The sequence below is a fragment of the Ruegeria denitrificans genome (assembly GCF_001458295.1).
Classification (GTDB): domain Bacteria; phylum Pseudomonadota; class Alphaproteobacteria; order Rhodobacterales; family Rhodobacteraceae; genus Ruegeria; species Ruegeria denitrificans.
Map to the genome: position 1 here is coordinate 199,749 of NZ_CYUD01000008.1, position 15,088 is coordinate 214,836.

The window sequence follows — 15,088 nt, forward strand, 5'->3', positions numbered from 1 at the left end:
CCTTTTAGGTCAGATCTCACGCTTTTTTAGCAAATAGATATCCATGATCCAGCCATGCGCAGCCCGGCAGCGGGCACGATTGGCCAGAATTTCCTCGGACACTTCAGTCAGACGCCCTTTGATGAGAATCTGCTGCTTCATGCCGACATAGGCACCCCACCAGATATCGTAGCCTTCCATATCGAGAGATTGGAATGAACACTCTCCATCCAGCATTACCGCAACTTTTGAGGCATTTGCAGGCCAGCCTTCATCCCGGATGCGCCGTCCTGTGGTCACGACATACGGCGCGCCCAAATCATTGATCGGGATGGCATGGGCAGCCGTCAATGCTTGCAACGCGGTGATGCCGGGGATCACCCGTGTCTGCGGCTGAGGGTCCAACCGCGACGCGATTCGCAGTGAGCTGTCATAAAGCGATGGGTCGCCCCAGATCAGCAGCGCCACATGTCGCGCATTCGGGTGGGCGGCGATTGCCTCTTGCCAGCGAAGAGCAATGGCGTCGTGCCATTCGTCCACCCCACGCAAATAGCCATCTTCGGCCCGGCGCTTGGGTATGTCGAAGTAGGCGATCTGTGGCGGTGTGTCGGTCACAGCGGCGATGATCTCTTCGCGCAGGCCTGCCAGATCAGCCTTGTTCTCACCCTTGCGCGGGATCAGGATCAGGTCCGCATCGCGGATGGCATTCGCGCCCTGAAATGTCACGTGATCCGGATTGCCGGTGCCAATGCCGATCAATGTCAAGTCAAACATCGTCGAACTCTGCCAACGGGCCATACAGGATCAGAGCCGGGGCTGTGCCGATCTCAGCTTCCAGTTTTTCAGACAACGCGCCAATGGTCGCTCGGTGCAGGCTCTGGTCGGGCGTCGAAACGGATTCGGCCATCAAGGCAGGTGTCTCCAGCGGCAAGCCATGGTCGTGCAGCGCCTTCACCAGTAGGGGAAAGGTCCGTTTGCCCATGAACACAACGGTTGTCGCATCCGGATCGGCCAGCGCGGGCAGGTTCAGATCTTCGGGCAGTTTACCACTGACATCGTGGCCGGTGACAAACTGAACCCGCCGAGCGGTTAGGCGTCGTGTCAAGGGTATCCCTGCCGCTGCCGCAGCAGCCACGGCCGAAGGGATGCCCGGAATGATCTCATAGTCTATCCCCGCGGCGCGCAGGGCAACCAGCTCTTCTTCCAGCCTGCCGAACAACCCGCCATCACCAGATTTCAACCGCACCACGCGGGCACCGGTTTTGGCGTAATCAACCAACAGACGGCTGACGTGATCTTGCTTGGGCGAAGGCCGCCCGGCGCGTTTACCCACGCCCACCAAATCGGTGTCGTCGCGCGCATGGCTCAGGATGGGGCCGCTGCTGAGGTCATCGAACAGCACCGCATCTGCTTTTTGCATCCGGTCAACCGCTTTCAGGGTCAAAAGTTCGGGGTCACCAGGGCCGGAACCTATGAAGGATACAAAACCGCTCATGCCGTAGCCTCGGCAATCAGGTGAAAGAATGTGCCGGTGACGTTGCCGCGCACCGACCCTGTTTGTGGCCCTTCAGCACCTTCAGCATCAAACACCCGCGCCAATGGTGCGTTAGGCTGTTCTATGATCGAAGAATAATGGAACTCATGCCCCCGCAAAGCCGTGTCGGCTGCAAAACCGGGCATCGGAGCCAGCAATTCCGCGCGACGGTATCCCAGATTGAACTTGCGTTTTTCATACGAGGTCACCAGCCCCAGCAGGCCCGCCATCTGATGCTGAACACCTTCCTTGTCAATCAATGCCTGACCCAGCGCCATGTATCCTCCGCATTCCCCATGCACGGGTTTGGATTCAGCGTGTTTGCGTAATCCGGTCTGGAACGTATCGGCAGCAGCCAGCGTACCAGCATGCAGTTCCGGATAGCCACCGGGCAGCCAAACCAGATCGGCATCCGCGGCAGGTGCTTCATTGGCCAGAGGTGAAAACGGCAAAACCTCAGCCCCTGCCGCGCGCCAACCTTCCAGCAAATGCGGGTAGGTGAAGGAAAACGCAGCATCGCGGGCCAGTGCAATCCGTTGTGCCGGAGGGCGCGGCAGCGCGGCTGACGATGGCCCACTAGGGCCTGAGGAAGCCGCTACTTTGATCGCCTCAAGATCCACATGATCGCGCAGAAACGCGGCATAGCCAACAATCGCGCTTTCCAGATCGGGATGCTCAACCGCCTGGATCAGGCCCAGATGGCGTTCCGGCAGGGTCAGGTCTCCGCGCCGGGGCAAAACGCCCAGAACCGGCAGGCCGGCGCGCTCCATGCCCAGACGCGTCAGCCGCTCATGCCGGGGGCTGGCGCACCGGTTCAGGATCACACCGGCAAAGGGCAGGTCGGGATTGTACATCCGAAACCCCAGTGCCGTTGCTGCCGCCGATTGCGCCTGACCGCCCACATCCAGCACCAGCACAACAGGCCAGCCCATGCGCTGCGCGGTCTCGGCGCTAGACCCATGGCCCAGTTCACCCGGTTTGGCCACGCCATCAAACAACCCCATCGAGCCTTCGGCAACCACGATATCTGCACCCTCGGCCTGCGCTGAAATCGCGTTCAGCAATGGATCTCCCATCGCCCAACTGTCCAGATTGAACGAGGACCGCCCGGCCGCTGCCCGATGAAAGGCCGGGTCGATGTAGTCCGGGCCGCTTTTGAATGGTTGCACAGTCAGCCCATCCTCGGCCAAGGCACGCAACAGGCCCAACATGACCGTTGTTTTCCCAGTACCCGACGATGGGGCCGAAATCAGAAGCCCCGGAGGATTAGTCATCACCATGGCTCCAGCTTGACCACGGGCTATCGGCGCTTTGTGGGCGATAGCGACGGTCGTAATCCTTGGAATACAAGCAGCTTTCGTCAAACCCTTCACCTGCCAGCGCAGGGCCGACCATGATCAGTGCCGTACGCGAGATGCTGTTGTCCAGCGCGTCTTTCAGGGTATCCAATGTGGCGCGGATGATCCGCTCATCCGGCCAACTGGCGCGATACACCACGGCCACCGGGCAGTCTGCGCCATAGGCGGGGGTCAGATCGGCAATTACTGTGTCCAGATTACCGATCGACAGGTGAATGGCCAAAGTCGCCCCGGTGCGCGCGAAGTTCTCAAGCGTCTCTCCTTCGGGCATCGAGGACGCACGGCCCGGCGTCCGGGTCAGGACCACCGATTGCGCCAGACCGGGCAAGGTCAACTCGGTTCCTAGTGAAGCCGCCGCTGCAGCAAAGGACGGCACACCAGGGGTCACACTAACCGGAATGCCCATTGCCTTCAGCCGTCGGATTTGTTCACCCATCGCCGACCAGACCGACAAGTCCCCGGAATGCAGCCGCGCCACATCCTGACCGGTCTGATGCGCGGCCTCAATCTCGGCCATGATCTGATCCAGGTCCATCGACGCGGTGTTCACGATCCTTGCGCCCTCAGGGCAGTGGCCCAGAATTTCCTCGGGTACAAGCGACCCAGCAAAAAGACATACCGGGCAAGACGCGATGATATCACGTCCGCGCAGGGTCAGAAGGTCGGCAGCGCCCGGTCCGGCGCCAATGAAATGAACGGTCATGTTTGTCCTCCGATGGCTATGGCGCAGGTGGCCAGCCTGTCGTCTGAGATTTGTCTGGGTGAGGTCAGTCGCGCGCCAGAACCGGCAACGGCAAGAGCAGATGCTTCGGCCACGCTGCCGGTGCCATAATTGGCGCGGCTGCGGTTCGAGCAGGTGAGTGTGCGTTGCCCGGCCAGATCGGCAGGCGCAACGAAATGTAGGGGCAGGGCGATGGCCGAGGCAAACTCGACAAGTGCAGGATGGCCATCTTTATCCGCCACCGTGGCCAGCGCGTCCACGCGCTGCCCGTTGCGGGCCCTGTCAAAGGCCGCGCGCAGGCTGTCCAACTTGGCCGTGGACGAAAATCCCAATCCCGCGACGATCATAGGGTGACGCTCCATTGGACCACGGGAAAGGCGGATTTCCAGCCGCGCCGGGGGCCGAGCGCCGAGGCTTGCGCCAATTCGATACGTAATAGCTCTCCGCCCAGTTTGTTCTGCCATTGTGCCAGCAACGCTTCGCTTTCCAGCGTCACCGCGTTGGCAACCAGCCGTGTGACTTCGGGTAGGGCCGCATGCAGCCATTCCATCAGTTCGTTGCTGAGGCCGCCACCGATGAAAACCACGTCCGGCAGGGTTAGGCCCCCCAGCGAGCCAGGAGCGGTGCCATGCACAACGTTCAGCCGGTCCTGACCCAACGTATCTGCGTTGCGGCGAATGCGTTCGGCGCGATCTGCGCGGGGTTCGATTGTCGTCGCCGTCAGGGTCGGATCACACATCAGCCATTCGATGCTGATCGAACCCGTACCACCGCCGATATCCCACAGGTGCTCGCCCCGCTGAGGGGCCAGTGCCGACAAGGTCAGCGCCCGCACCGGGCGTTTGGTAATCTGGCCATCGGTTTCGAATATTTCGTCCGGTTTGCCCGACGCTTTTGGAAAGGCACGGCCTTCGCCTGCAACTTCGAGCCCGACGCAAACCGGGTGGTCGAAGCCACCCAGTAGAGCTTCGGTCAGCGACACGCTGCGCGACCGTTCGCGCGGACCACCCAAGGCTTCCATCACGTGCAGGCAGGTGTCGGCAAAACCGGTTTCGGTCAGGTAGGTGGCCAGTTCCGCCACCGCCTTGCCGTCCCGCAACAGCAGGATGGCGCGCACTCCGGGCGCCAGATCAGGCCGTAACCGGGTCAGTGGGGCCGCGTGCAGGCCAAAAGTCAGCGTGGATTCCAGAGGCCAGCCCAGCCGCGCGGCGGCAAGGGAAAAGGTCGACTGGCCGGGCAGGGCCGTCCACTCCCCGGCTTCAAAATTTCGGGCAATGACCGAGCCGGCGCCAAACCAAAATGGATCGCCCGAGGCCAGAACCACAGTCGGTCGGCCCCGAAAGCCGGTCAGTATCGGCAGGCCATCGGCGAAAGGCACCGGCCACTCAACCTTCTGCGCTGCGGTGTCGGGGGTCAGCGACAGGTGTCGCGGCGGTCCCATGATGATTTTGGCGCGTTCCAGCACTTGACGGCTTGCGGGGGGCAGGCCATCCAGTCCATCTTCGCCCAAGCCCAGAACGGTCAGCCACGGAGCTTCATGCATGACACATCTCCTGATCCTTGGCGGCACCACAGAGGCCAACGCGCTGGCTAAATCCGTGGCCAGTCAGGGCATCCCGGCAACCTATTCCTACGCCGGACGGGTTGATAACCCTCGTCCGCAACCCTTGCCAGTTCGTGTGGGTGGTTTTGGCGGCGTAGACGGGCTGTCGCGGTACCTTCGCGCCCATGCGATCACCCATGTGGTCGACGCCACCCATCCCTTTGCCGCGCAAATGAGCCGTAATGCCATTGCAGCCTGCCGCGACGCCGGAGTGCCACTGATGGCGCTGAACCGCCCGGCCTGGGTGGCGCAGGAAGGGGATCGCTGGCAGCATGTTCCTGATATCGACGGCGCAGTGGCTGCCCTGTCCGGCCCGGCGCAGCGTATCTTTCTGGCCGTTGGGCGCATGCACCTTGAGGATTTCGCCGCCCAGCCTCAGCATCGCTATCTGCTGCGGCTGGTGGATGAACCCGGCGCTTTGCCCATGCCGAATTGCGAGGTAGTTGTCTCGCGCGGGCCGTTTTCTGAATCGAATGACCGGGCGCTGATGCAGCGCCACGGAATTGAATTGGTTGTGTCCAAGAACGCAGGCGGCAGCGGAGCTCGTGCCAAGCTGGATGCCGCGCGGGCGCTGGGCGTGCCGGTACTGATGATCGATCGTCCAGCCCTGCCGCAGCGGCATGAGCTGACGAGCGTGACGCAGGTTCTGGACTGGCTGGCTCATTCCGGGGTGAACCTCGGGGTGTAGACGATTGGGTTGATGTCCCGCTCTATCACACGGGTGAGGGATGAGCCGACGATGACGACTGTCTGCATATCTGCCATATCCGGCGTGGCCTCGGCGAGTGTTGAAATCCGGATCGCTTCGTCCGCGCGGGATACGGCTCGGGCGAACAGGATCAGACGCTCAGGCTCACACTCCTCGCGCAGGATTTCCAGCGTCTTAACAAACCCTTCGGGGCGGGACTTTGAGCGCGGATTGTAAAACGCCATCGCGAAATCCCCTTGCGCGGCGAGACGCAGGCGTTTTTCGATTAGCGACCACGGTTTCAGATTGTCGCTGAGGTTGATGGTGCAGAAATCATGCCCCAAAGGCGCCCCAGCGCGGGCTGACGCCGCCAACATTGCGGTGATTCCCGGAAGCACATCTATGGGAATTTCGCGCCACTCGGCGGGACCATTCTCCAGCGCCTCAAAAACTGCAGCTGCCATGGCAAACACGCCCGGGTCGCCCGAGGATACAACGACCACCCGTTTCCCTTCGGCTGCCATTTGCAATGCGTGCTGCGACCGGTCAATCTCGACTCGGTTGTCGCTGGCGTGCAGCGTCAGGCCAGGGCGTTCGGCCACACGCGCGACATAAGGGATATAGCCGACGATATCCGTCGCTTCGACTAATGCGGCAGAAACCTCGGGCGTTACCAAATCCTCATTGCCAGGCCCAAGGCCCGCGATCTTGACCCAACCGCTCATGGTCGCCGACCCTGACCATGTACAATGATGATCGAGAAATAGGGGGTGATGCCTTCGCAATTCTCGGAAAGTCTGCAAACGCGCTGGTTTGGCATCTGTGCGAATTCGACGATCCAAGCGCGGTCATACAGGCCAGCAGTTTTCAGCGCCCGCTTCACCTTGTCGATATTGCGCCCGATCTTCATCACCACAAGAGCGTCAGTTTGCGCCATGCGTTCAGCTAGCGTTTTTTCGGGCAGAGTACCGACCAAAACGGTCAGCACATCGTCGCCCCATGTGATCGGGTCGCCAGTTGCTGTCCATGCGCCGGACATGCCAGTGATTGCGGGAACCACCTCGACTTCAGCTTTATCGCGCAAGCGGCTGTAAAGATGCATGAATGATCCATAAAAGAATGGGTCACCTTCACACAGGACCACCACGTCCTCACCTTGTTCCGACAGCGTTTTCAGATGCGCGGCACAATCCTTGTAGAAGGCCAACAGCAGTTCATTGTACCGTGGATCGTCCAGTGGGATTTCGGTGGTGACGGGGTATTCCATCGGGAATTCAACCGCACCATCAGGGATCATCCCGTTGACGATCTTCCGCGCTTGGCCGCTGCGGCCCGGTTTGCGGAAAAACGCCACGTGGCGCGCATTGCGCAGCAGTCGGTCGGCCCGAACGCTCATCAGGTCCGGGTCGCCGGGGCCAAGGCCAACGCCGTATATCTTTCCGGCGCTCATTCCGCGCGGCTCGCGATGGCGTTGACGGCGGCGACGGTGATGGCGCTGCCGCCCAGACGACCTTTGATGATGCAGGATGGCACCGGTTGCGCCGTCCACAGGGCGTCCTTAGACTCGACCGCACCGACGAACCCCACAGGGCAGCCAATGATGGCGGCGGGGCGTGGGCAGTTGGGGTCTTCCAGCATGTTCAACAGGTGAAAGAGTGCTGTCGGGGCGTTGCCGATGGCCACCACTGCACCTTCAAGATGCGGGCGCCACAACTCCAGCGCTGCGGCCGAGCGCGTGTTGCTCATCTCAGCGGCCAGCGGGCGCACACGCTCGTCATGCAGGGTGCAGATCACCTCATTGTCGGCGGGTAGGCGGAACCGGGTCACGCCTTCGCTGACCATGCGCGCGTCACACAGAATCGGCGCGCCGTTTTCCAAAGCGGTACGGGCTGCGGAGACGAAATCAGGCGAGAAATGAATGAACTCTTCCAGCCCGACCATACCAGCGGCATGGATCATGCGGACGGCAACCTGTTCCTCGTCAGCGTCGAACCGGGCCAGGTCGGCCTCGGACCGGATGGTAGCAAAGCTCTCCTCATAGATCGCCGCGCCATCGGTTTCATATTCATAGGGCATCAGGTCAGGTCCATGGTCATAAGTGTTTCGGGGGTCAGCCCGCTTTGGCAGGGCTCATCCCCTGCGCGGCCTTGTTTGACAAGGTCAAATCGTCCATCGCGACCGACCAAAGTAACATCCGCTAGCCCCATTCGGGCGCATCCTTTTGAGCAGCCCGAGACATGCAGGCTGCCATCGACGCGCGATGCCAGAGCATGGGCGACAGCACGGGTTTCTACCTGCGCCTGCGGGCAGAACGGGGCGCCGGGGCAGGCGTCGGTGGTCATGAGCGGATCGGTGCTATCTGTAACAAAGGCCAGGGCCGGGATCGCCGCCCCGCCTTCCAGAAGGAACAACCGCCACGGGGTCACTCGCAGAGCCGACGCGCCCGTATCTTCGATCAGACTGAACAGACGCCGCGCAGGCAGTTGCCCGAACGCTGCACCATACAGCGCGCCCAGTGCACAGGAGCCGGGTTGCAGCGACGCACCGGCAGCGCCGGGCAGGCTGCCTTGCCAGTCCTGTGGCAGGCTTTGGGCTTCGACCACACGCGCCATACGGCGATTGTCCGGGGTTTGGTTTTCGGCAAACCATTCGGCCAGCGCGATAAGTTGGTCGATGGCCTCGGCCTCTGACACGGCGCGCCCGGTCTCGCAACCGTCGGCGCGCAGGGTCAGGCCGTCCGGGCCGGTCTCCACTCTGATATCCGCCGAGTCCGCGGCCAAAAGACGGGCCGGGCCGGTGTCGATGGCAAAACCGAATTTCGCAGGTAGGGCAGGCAATTCCGCCAGCCGATGGATCAAGGATTGTGTCAGCCGTGCTGTCAGATCACCCGTTTCGTAAAGCGGTGAAACCAGAATGTTGCGCCGCACTTCTATGCCGGGTTCTGCGTCCAGAAGATCCAGCGTAGAAAGTTCAGCCAACAGCGTTTGATGATCGGCGTCTTTCACGCCGCGCAATTGCAGGTTGGCCCGGTTGGTCAGGTCAATGGTGCCATTGCCGAAACGCTCAGCCAGCTCACACAGCCCCAGCGCCTGTGCCGCATTTAGCCTCGCTAGCCGAGGGCGCACCCGCACCACCAACCCATCGCCCGACATCATCGGACGGTGCGCGCCGGGGCACCAGCCCTGAACGATGGGGGCGCTCATCTCAGTCCCTCCAATTCAGCGCGGATCGAGTTCCGGCGCGTGTTCCATAGACCGGCGTCAAGCAATGCGCGGAACCGGTCCTGCATGGCCTGATGCGCTTGCGGGTTGGTCTCTTGCAAGAACGCGTCAACCTCGGCGTCGCCCAGCGTGGCGTCGTGGTACAGATCAAACAGATGTGGTGCGACCGTACCGGACAGGTGGGCGAACGAAGCCATGTGATCCAGCGTTGCTGCGATCTCAGCCGCGCCTCGGAACCCATGGCGTTGCATCCCCGCGATCCAGCCGGGATTGGCAGCACGAGCATGGACCACGCGGCTGATTTCCTCGGGCAGGGTGCGGGCGCGGGGGTTGTCCGGGTTGGTACTGTCCAGATGGTACAGCTGGGCGCTGCCGCCAGTGATCTTCTTTGCGGCGGCAAACCCGGCCTCATGCGTAGCATAGTCATTGGCAAGCAGCAGGTCGGTCTCGGTCAAGTCTTGCAGGTGGACAAAACTGTCTGCGTTGGCGACGCGTTCGGTGATGCCGGTGACGTCCTGGGCAATATGCTCGCCTTCCAACGCAAAGGAGCTTGCCTGCAACCAGGCCTCACCCGCCTGTTCGCGAGCCTCATCCGTATAGATTTCAGACAGTTGTGTCATGTTCACGCCATAGCTGCCGGGGGCGGGGCCAAAGACCCGCGCGGCAGGCGCTTGCCCGGCATAAGGGTTCCAGTCCGCCGCTTCATCACGATCTGACAAGGCCCGGATGGCCTGACCAAACAGCGCCGAGAGTGTCGGAAACACATCCCGAAACAGGCCAGAGACGCGCAGGGTCACGTCCAGACGTGGACGGCTGAGATCGGTGATCGGCAACACTTCAATGCCCGAGACCCGTTCCGATCCTTTGTCCCAGACCGGTTTGACGCCCAACAGATGCAGCGCCATGGCAAACTCTTCTCCGGCGGTCCGCATGGTGGCTGAACCCCACAGATCGACGATCAGACCCTTGGGATAATCGCCCTCTTCCTGCAGATGCCGCCGCACCAGTTCTTCGGCCAGTTTCACGCCTTGTGTATAAGCCGCGCGGGTCGGCACAGAACGTGGATCGGTGGTATAGAGGTTCCGCCCCGTCGGCAGCACATCTGAACGGCCACGATAGGGAGAGCCGGACGGCCCAGCCTCGATCCGTTTGCCCGCCAGTGCGTCGATCAGGGCGCTACGCTCGGCCTGGGCAGAAGGGGCCGGGTCAAAATTGCCAGTGACTTCGGGCGTGCGGCCAAAAATGTGCAACCCGTCGCCGAACTGGCTTTCCTTGATGTCGCAGACAAAGCGGTCGATGCGGGTGATTGCCTCGGCGGTGCAGGTGGCCTGATCCAGACCCAGATCGCTTTCCAACCCGATGGCCTGCGCCTCATCCCGGATATCTTCTTGCAGGCGTTCCCGGCGCTTGGGGTCCAGCCCGTCAGCGTTGGAAAATTCGTCCAGCAGGGATTCCAGCCGCACCATACGGTCCGGTGTGCCGCTTTCCTTCATTGGGGGCGGGATGTGGCCCAGCGTGACGGCTCCGATCCGGCGCTTGGCCTGCGCGGCCTCGCCGGGGTCGTTGACGATGAAGGGATAGATCACCGGCAGATCACGGATCAGCGCCTCGGGCCAGCAAGTCGCCGACAGGGCGACCGATTTGCCCGGCAACCATTCCAGCGTGCCATGTGCGCCGATATGGATCAGCGCATCCGCACCCAGCCCTTTGCGCAGCCACAGATAGAACGCCGCATAGCAGTGGCGCGGGGTGCGCGAGAGGTCGTGGTAGTCGTCATCGCGCAGCTCGGGCGTGCCGCGTTCAGGTTGCAGCGCGACCAAGGCTTTGCCACGCCGCAGAGCGGTGAAATGGAATGCACCGTCCGTAAAGGCCGGGTCGTCCTCGGGCTGTCCCCAAACGGTTTCGAGGTCCGCGCACAGCTGGTCTGGCAGGTCCGACAGGGCCGCCAGATATGCTTCACGGGGCCACGAAATCCGTGCGTCCATCAGGGCGTCGGCAATGGGCTTAGCAGGGGCGGTGTCATATCCCTCGCCTTGCAGATCGGACAGCATCGCCTCGGCCGAGGCCAGCGCGTCCAGACCCACCGCATGGGCCATCTGCCAGTCCTTGCCGGGATAGGTGGACAGCACCAATGCCTGGATTTGATCTGCCTTTGGCTTTTCATGCAGGGCCAGCCATCCAGTCACCCGATCGATGATGGCCTCGATCCGTTCAGGCTCGGCCGTGTGGGCAAAGCGGGAAAACTCCAGATGAGGATCGCGCTTGCCCGGTTCCTTGAACGACGCAATGCCCCCAGTTATACGCCCGTCCACCTCGGGCAGCACCACATGCATGGCGAGGTCGGCGGGGGACAGCCCGCGTTCTGCCTCGGCCCATGCTTTTCGGCGTGACGTGGCGAGCGCAATCTGGAAAACGGGCACGTCCGCTGCGTCCAATGGGGACGTGCCAGACGCGCCTTTGCCCGAAAATGAGGTGGCGTTGATGATCGCTGATGGGCCTAGGGCCACGACCTGTTCGCGCAGCCAGTCGGCTGCTGCTGGGGCTTTCAGGGATGGCGCAAACAATCCAACCGCCTCAAGCCCGCGCGCACGCAGGCTGCGGATCAGCGCTGCGACCGGGGCAGTGTCGGCTGAAGTCAGGTAAGCGCGGTAGAACGTGACAATGATGCGTTTTGCGTCGCGGGTGAACGCCGTATCCGCTGGAATGACGCCGCGGTCCGGGCACCAGGCGCCGCATTCCGGCAGAGTCTTGGCCCCCATCACCGGCCCAGCATAAAGCCCTGCGGCCAGAGCCATCTGCGCCAAAGCGGCCTGTGCCGCAACTTCGCCGCCGGTGTCGCACAGATACGTCAAACGGCGCAGGGTCGAGGCGGGCAGGGTGGAGTAATCGTCCAGCCTTGTGTCTTCGCGCCCGTCGGCAGGTAGAACCGCCAGAGCGATGCCTTTGGCCTGCGCCAGCGCCAGAACCTGCTGCAACCCGTAGGGCCAATAGGGCACACCACCGATCAGACGGATCAGGATGCCCTTCGCGCCCTCAAGCGTCTGTTCCACATAAGTGTCGACGGATAGGGGATGTTTCAGCGCCGTTAGGTTTGCCAGCCGCATCGTGGGCATTCGCCCCTCAGCTCCGCCGCCGCGATGCCAGCCCGCCGCGAAAGCACCCAGGTCGCTGTCCGAAAAGGACAGCACCACCAGATCCGCCGGGCTCTGGCCCAAGTCGGTCGGGGTCTCGGTTTCCTCGAGCCCGTGGCTTTCGCGGAAGACGACGTGCATGGCTTACTCGGCGGCCTCGGTCACACCCACGAGGATATCGCGGATTTCAGCCTCTTTTATGTCGTCATGCTCGGCAATCACCACCAGACGCGAGCGGCGTTCCTCGCCGGGCTCCCACGGGCGGTCGTATTGATGACGCACGCGGGCACCGACGGCCTGCACCAACAGACGCATCGGTTTGCCCTGAACTGCGGCATAGCCTTTGACGCGCAGGATGTTCAGTTCATTGGCCAGACGTTCGATATTGGCAACCAGTTGCGCTGGGTCGGTCTGCTCCGGCAACTCGACGATGATGCTTTCGAAATCGTCATGTTCGTGGTCGTGGTGACCGTCGTGATGCGAGGGGCGGGCATCCATGTCATTTTCGGCGGCTGCCTCAAGGCCCAGAACAACGCGGACATCTACAGCCCCCTCGGCGACCTCAACGACGGGCAAGGGACGCGGAGCTTCGGCTGCGATGACCTCTTTGGCTTTGGCAACGCCTTCCGGGCCAGCCAGATCGGGCTTGGTCAGCAGGATGATGTCGGCGCAGGAGATTTGATCCTCGAACACTTCGGAGAGGGGCGTTTCATGGTCGATCGAGTCATCGGCGAGGCGCTGGGCGTCAACGGCTTCGACATTCGGGGCGAAACGCCCGGCGGCGACGGCTTCGGCATCGGCCAGCGCGATCACGCCATCCACGGTGATCTTCGAGCGGATATCGGGCCAGTCAAAGGCTTTCAGCAGCGGCTTAGGTAGGGCGAGGCCAGAGGTTTCGATCAGGATGTGATCGGGGCGCGGTTCCAGCGCCATCAGGGCTTCGATGGTCGGGATGAAATCATCGGCCACGGTGCAGCAGATGCAGCCATTGGCCAGTTCCATGATGTTTTCCGCCGGGCAATCCGGAATGGCGCAGGACTTCAGGATATCGCCATCCACACCAACATCGCCAAACTCGTTGACGACAACGGCCAAGCGTTTGCCCTGCGGGTTCTGCATCAGGTGCTTGACCAGCGTGGTCTTGCCCGAGCCCAGAAAGCCGGTGATCACAGTGACGGGAAGTTTCTCGAGGTTGCTCATTTCAGGGCTCCAATCGGGGGAATGCGGGCCGCACAGTTTTTGCGGAAATGTTCGGGACGTTCGCGCCATTTGACCAGACCGTCTTCGGCGGCGAGGTATTTAGTGACGCCTTCGACGATGGTGTCGACATGGTCGGTTTCGTTCAGGTTTTCGTACACAAAGGTCCAGCGGGTCGGACCACCGCGCAGCACGATGGAACACCCTTGATCGCAATTCGACAGGCATTCGACCGGTTTCAGCGCGATACCGTCGGGCAACCCGGCGTCTTCCAGCGCTTTGTGCAGCAAAGCACCCGGACGCTGTGCATCATCTTCAATTGGCAGGCCACGACGACAGGTGGTGCAGACCAGCAGCTCGACTGGTGCAGTCTCGGTCACGTCTCTCATCCCCCCAAATCCTCTTCGCAGGGGACGGGGTTTCATGCGGGCCACGTCTGCACATGGACCCGACACCGGATCACCCCGTCCGGTTTCAACTTCGGGCGCTGGCAGGTCTCCCGGCTTGCGGATGTCGAGGCGTTTGCCCCGGCAGATGTCCCGCCTTCCCGGCCTTTCGGGCCAGTGGCATTTGGGCACCCTCTCCGGTCACGGTCGCGGGGGCGGCTGCGTTTGACGGTCACCCGCTGACGCATTCCCTTTTCATCCATCCTAAGATGGACACCAACGCAAGCGACATGCGGCACGGGCAGGGGGCTTGTCAAGCACGAGGCGCATGGTGAAATCGCTCAAGCCAAAAAAGCGACCAGCCTATGTCAATCCGCGGCATCAGCGGCCAGCCTTTCCCGCAGCCAGGCGCAAAACAACCCTGCCGCAGCGGTCGGTTGGGCAGCGCCTTGCGTACTGATCAGGTAATGCGACTGGGCAAAAGGAATCGCAGGACCCGCAATCACAATCGGCGCAGCCTGCCGGATCGCATTTCGGGCGAACCGTTCCAGCACCGTCGCGTAGCCCGCGCCAGCCATCACAAGCTGCAGCGCTGCGACCGAGGTGTCGACCGAATGGCGCGGCGGTTGATCCGGAGGCGCGATATCGTTGGCCTGAAAGTACCGCGCCCAGTTGTCCTCATATCCAAGGATGTGAATGAGGGGGCCTTGTGCCAACGCGTTCAGTGTCAGGGGGCTGTCCCCGGTCCGGCACACCGGCACCAGCTTTTCATCGGTCAGCTTTTCGGACTGAACCCCGGGCCAGTCTCCATAACCCAAGCGGATTTCCACATCCACATCGCCGGGTGCCACACTGTCATTCCAGATATGTGAAACCAAACGCACGGGGATTTCCGGATGGCGCGCGGTAAAATCAGATAATTCCGCCGCGACCCAGTACGTGGCCGTCGAAATCGCCGCGCGGATTGTTAGTGTCTGGCGCGATGCGGGGCCGAACAGGCTGTTGGTGGATAGCGCAATATCACCAAGCGCGCGCCGAACCGTTAGGGAATAAGACTGTCCCAGCTCGGTCAGCTCTAACCGCCGGGCATTGCGGGTGAACAGCTTTTGGCCCAGTTCCGCCTCAAGCGAGCGGATATGCAAAGAAACCGCCGTCTGCGTCAGCCCCAACTCTTTCGCTGTCGTGGTAAAGTTCAGATGACGCGCGGCGGTTTCAAAGCTACGCAGCCAAGAGGGATTTGGCAGGCGGTCCATAAATCACCAAATAATTT

The 15,088-nt window shown here is 62.0% G+C and carries 15 protein-coding genes and 1 riboswitch; of the genes, 1 reads left to right on the forward strand and 14 read right to left on the reverse strand.

Going from position 1 to position 15,088, the window contains the following annotated elements; genetic code table 11:
* Positions 1-9 precede the first annotated feature (9 nt).
* The 6 genes from cobF to RUE5091_RS13825 are packed head-to-tail and all read right to left on the reverse strand — an operon-like array spanning position 10 to position 5,135.
* The gene (cobF, locus tag RUE5091_RS13800; protein ID WP_058282501.1) at positions 10-753 is read right to left on the reverse strand and encodes a precorrin-6A synthase (deacetylating); all 744 of its coding nucleotides are present in this window, start codon (positions 751-753) and stop codon (positions 10-12) included.
* Positions 746-1,474, reverse strand: a complete 729-nt coding sequence (gene cobA / locus RUE5091_RS13805; RefSeq protein ID WP_058282502.1) for a uroporphyrinogen-III C-methyltransferase — start codon at positions 1,472-1,474, stop codon at positions 746-748. Before cobA ends, cobF begins: the two co-directional genes overlap by 8 nt.
* A complete protein-coding gene (locus RUE5091_RS13810) occupies positions 1,471-2,793 on the reverse strand; it encodes a cobyrinic acid a,c-diamide synthase CobB (RefSeq protein WP_058282503.1) in 1,323 nt (440 codons plus the stop codon). The genes cobA and RUE5091_RS13810 overlap by 4 nt, the downstream gene beginning before the upstream one ends.
* Entirely contained in the window at positions 2,780-3,574 is a 795-nt protein-coding gene (gene cobM, locus RUE5091_RS13815; protein WP_058282504.1) for a precorrin-4 C(11)-methyltransferase, read from the reverse strand. Before cobM ends, RUE5091_RS13810 begins: the two co-directional genes overlap by 14 nt.
* Entirely contained in the window at positions 3,571-3,939 is a 369-nt protein-coding gene (locus RUE5091_RS13820) for a cobalamin biosynthesis protein (protein ID WP_058282505.1), read from the reverse strand. The genes cobM and RUE5091_RS13820 overlap by 4 nt, the downstream gene beginning before the upstream one ends.
* On the reverse strand, positions 3,936-5,135 hold the full coding sequence (locus RUE5091_RS13825; RefSeq protein WP_058282506.1) for a bifunctional cobalt-precorrin-7 (C(5))-methyltransferase/cobalt-precorrin-6B (C(15))-methyltransferase: 1,200 nt from the start codon (positions 5,133-5,135) through the stop codon (positions 3,936-3,938). The genes RUE5091_RS13820 and RUE5091_RS13825 overlap by 4 nt, the downstream gene beginning before the upstream one ends.
* On the opposite strand from RUE5091_RS13825, the gene RUE5091_RS13830 reads away from it, so the two are divergent.
* Positions 5,134-5,883 carry a cobalt-precorrin-6A reductase gene (locus tag RUE5091_RS13830; protein ID WP_058282507.1) on the forward strand — a complete coding sequence of 250 codons (750 nt, stop codon included), beginning with the start codon at positions 5,134-5,136 and terminating at the stop codon, positions 5,881-5,883. The genes RUE5091_RS13825 and RUE5091_RS13830 overlap by 2 nt on opposite strands.
* Here the strand turns inward: RUE5091_RS13830 and cobJ are convergent.
* The 8 genes from cobJ to RUE5091_RS13870 all read right to left on the reverse strand — a co-directional run bounded on the left by cobJ (position 5,856) and on the right by RUE5091_RS13870 (position 15,071).
* A complete protein-coding gene (gene cobJ, locus RUE5091_RS13835; RefSeq protein WP_058282508.1) occupies positions 5,856-6,608 on the reverse strand; it encodes a precorrin-3B C(17)-methyltransferase in 753 nt (250 codons plus the stop codon). The genes RUE5091_RS13830 and cobJ overlap by 28 nt on opposite strands.
* Positions 6,605-7,333 carry a precorrin-2 C(20)-methyltransferase gene (locus tag RUE5091_RS13840; protein WP_058282509.1) on the reverse strand — a complete coding sequence of 243 codons (729 nt, stop codon included), beginning with the start codon at positions 7,331-7,333 and terminating at the stop codon, positions 6,605-6,607. Before RUE5091_RS13840 ends, cobJ begins: the two co-directional genes overlap by 4 nt.
* Positions 7,330-7,959: a precorrin-8X methylmutase gene (locus RUE5091_RS13845; RefSeq protein ID WP_058282510.1), complete on the reverse strand. Its 630-nt coding sequence runs from the start codon at positions 7,957-7,959 to the stop codon at positions 7,330-7,332. Before RUE5091_RS13845 ends, RUE5091_RS13840 begins: the two co-directional genes overlap by 4 nt.
* Complete coding sequence (cobG, locus tag RUE5091_RS13850) at positions 7,959-9,086, reverse strand: precorrin-3B synthase (RefSeq protein ID WP_058282511.1); 1,128 nt, start codon at positions 9,084-9,086, stop codon at positions 7,959-7,961. Before cobG ends, RUE5091_RS13845 begins: the two co-directional genes overlap by 1 nt.
* Positions 9,083-12,376 carry a cobaltochelatase subunit CobN gene (cobN, locus tag RUE5091_RS13855; RefSeq protein WP_058282512.1) on the reverse strand — a complete coding sequence of 1,098 codons (3,294 nt, stop codon included), beginning with the start codon at positions 12,374-12,376 and terminating at the stop codon, positions 9,083-9,085. The genes cobG and cobN overlap by 4 nt, the downstream gene beginning before the upstream one ends.
* Positions 12,377-12,379: 3 nt before the next feature.
* Positions 12,380-13,435 carry a cobalamin biosynthesis protein CobW gene (gene cobW / locus RUE5091_RS13860; RefSeq protein WP_058282513.1) on the reverse strand — a complete coding sequence of 352 codons (1,056 nt, stop codon included), beginning with the start codon at positions 13,433-13,435 and terminating at the stop codon, positions 12,380-12,382.
* Positions 13,432-13,821 carry a DUF1636 family protein gene (locus tag RUE5091_RS13865; RefSeq protein WP_058282514.1) on the reverse strand — a complete coding sequence of 130 codons (390 nt, stop codon included), beginning with the start codon at positions 13,819-13,821 and terminating at the stop codon, positions 13,432-13,434. Before RUE5091_RS13865 ends, cobW begins: the two co-directional genes overlap by 4 nt.
* Before the next feature lie 83 nt (positions 13,822-13,904).
* Positions 13,905-14,114: riboswitch (cobalamin riboswitch) on the reverse strand.
* A gap of 72 nt (positions 14,115-14,186) precedes the next feature.
* Positions 14,187-15,071: a LysR substrate-binding domain-containing protein gene (locus RUE5091_RS13870; RefSeq protein WP_058282515.1), complete on the reverse strand. Its 885-nt coding sequence runs from the start codon at positions 15,069-15,071 to the stop codon at positions 14,187-14,189.
* Positions 15,072-15,088 lie beyond the last annotated feature (17 nt).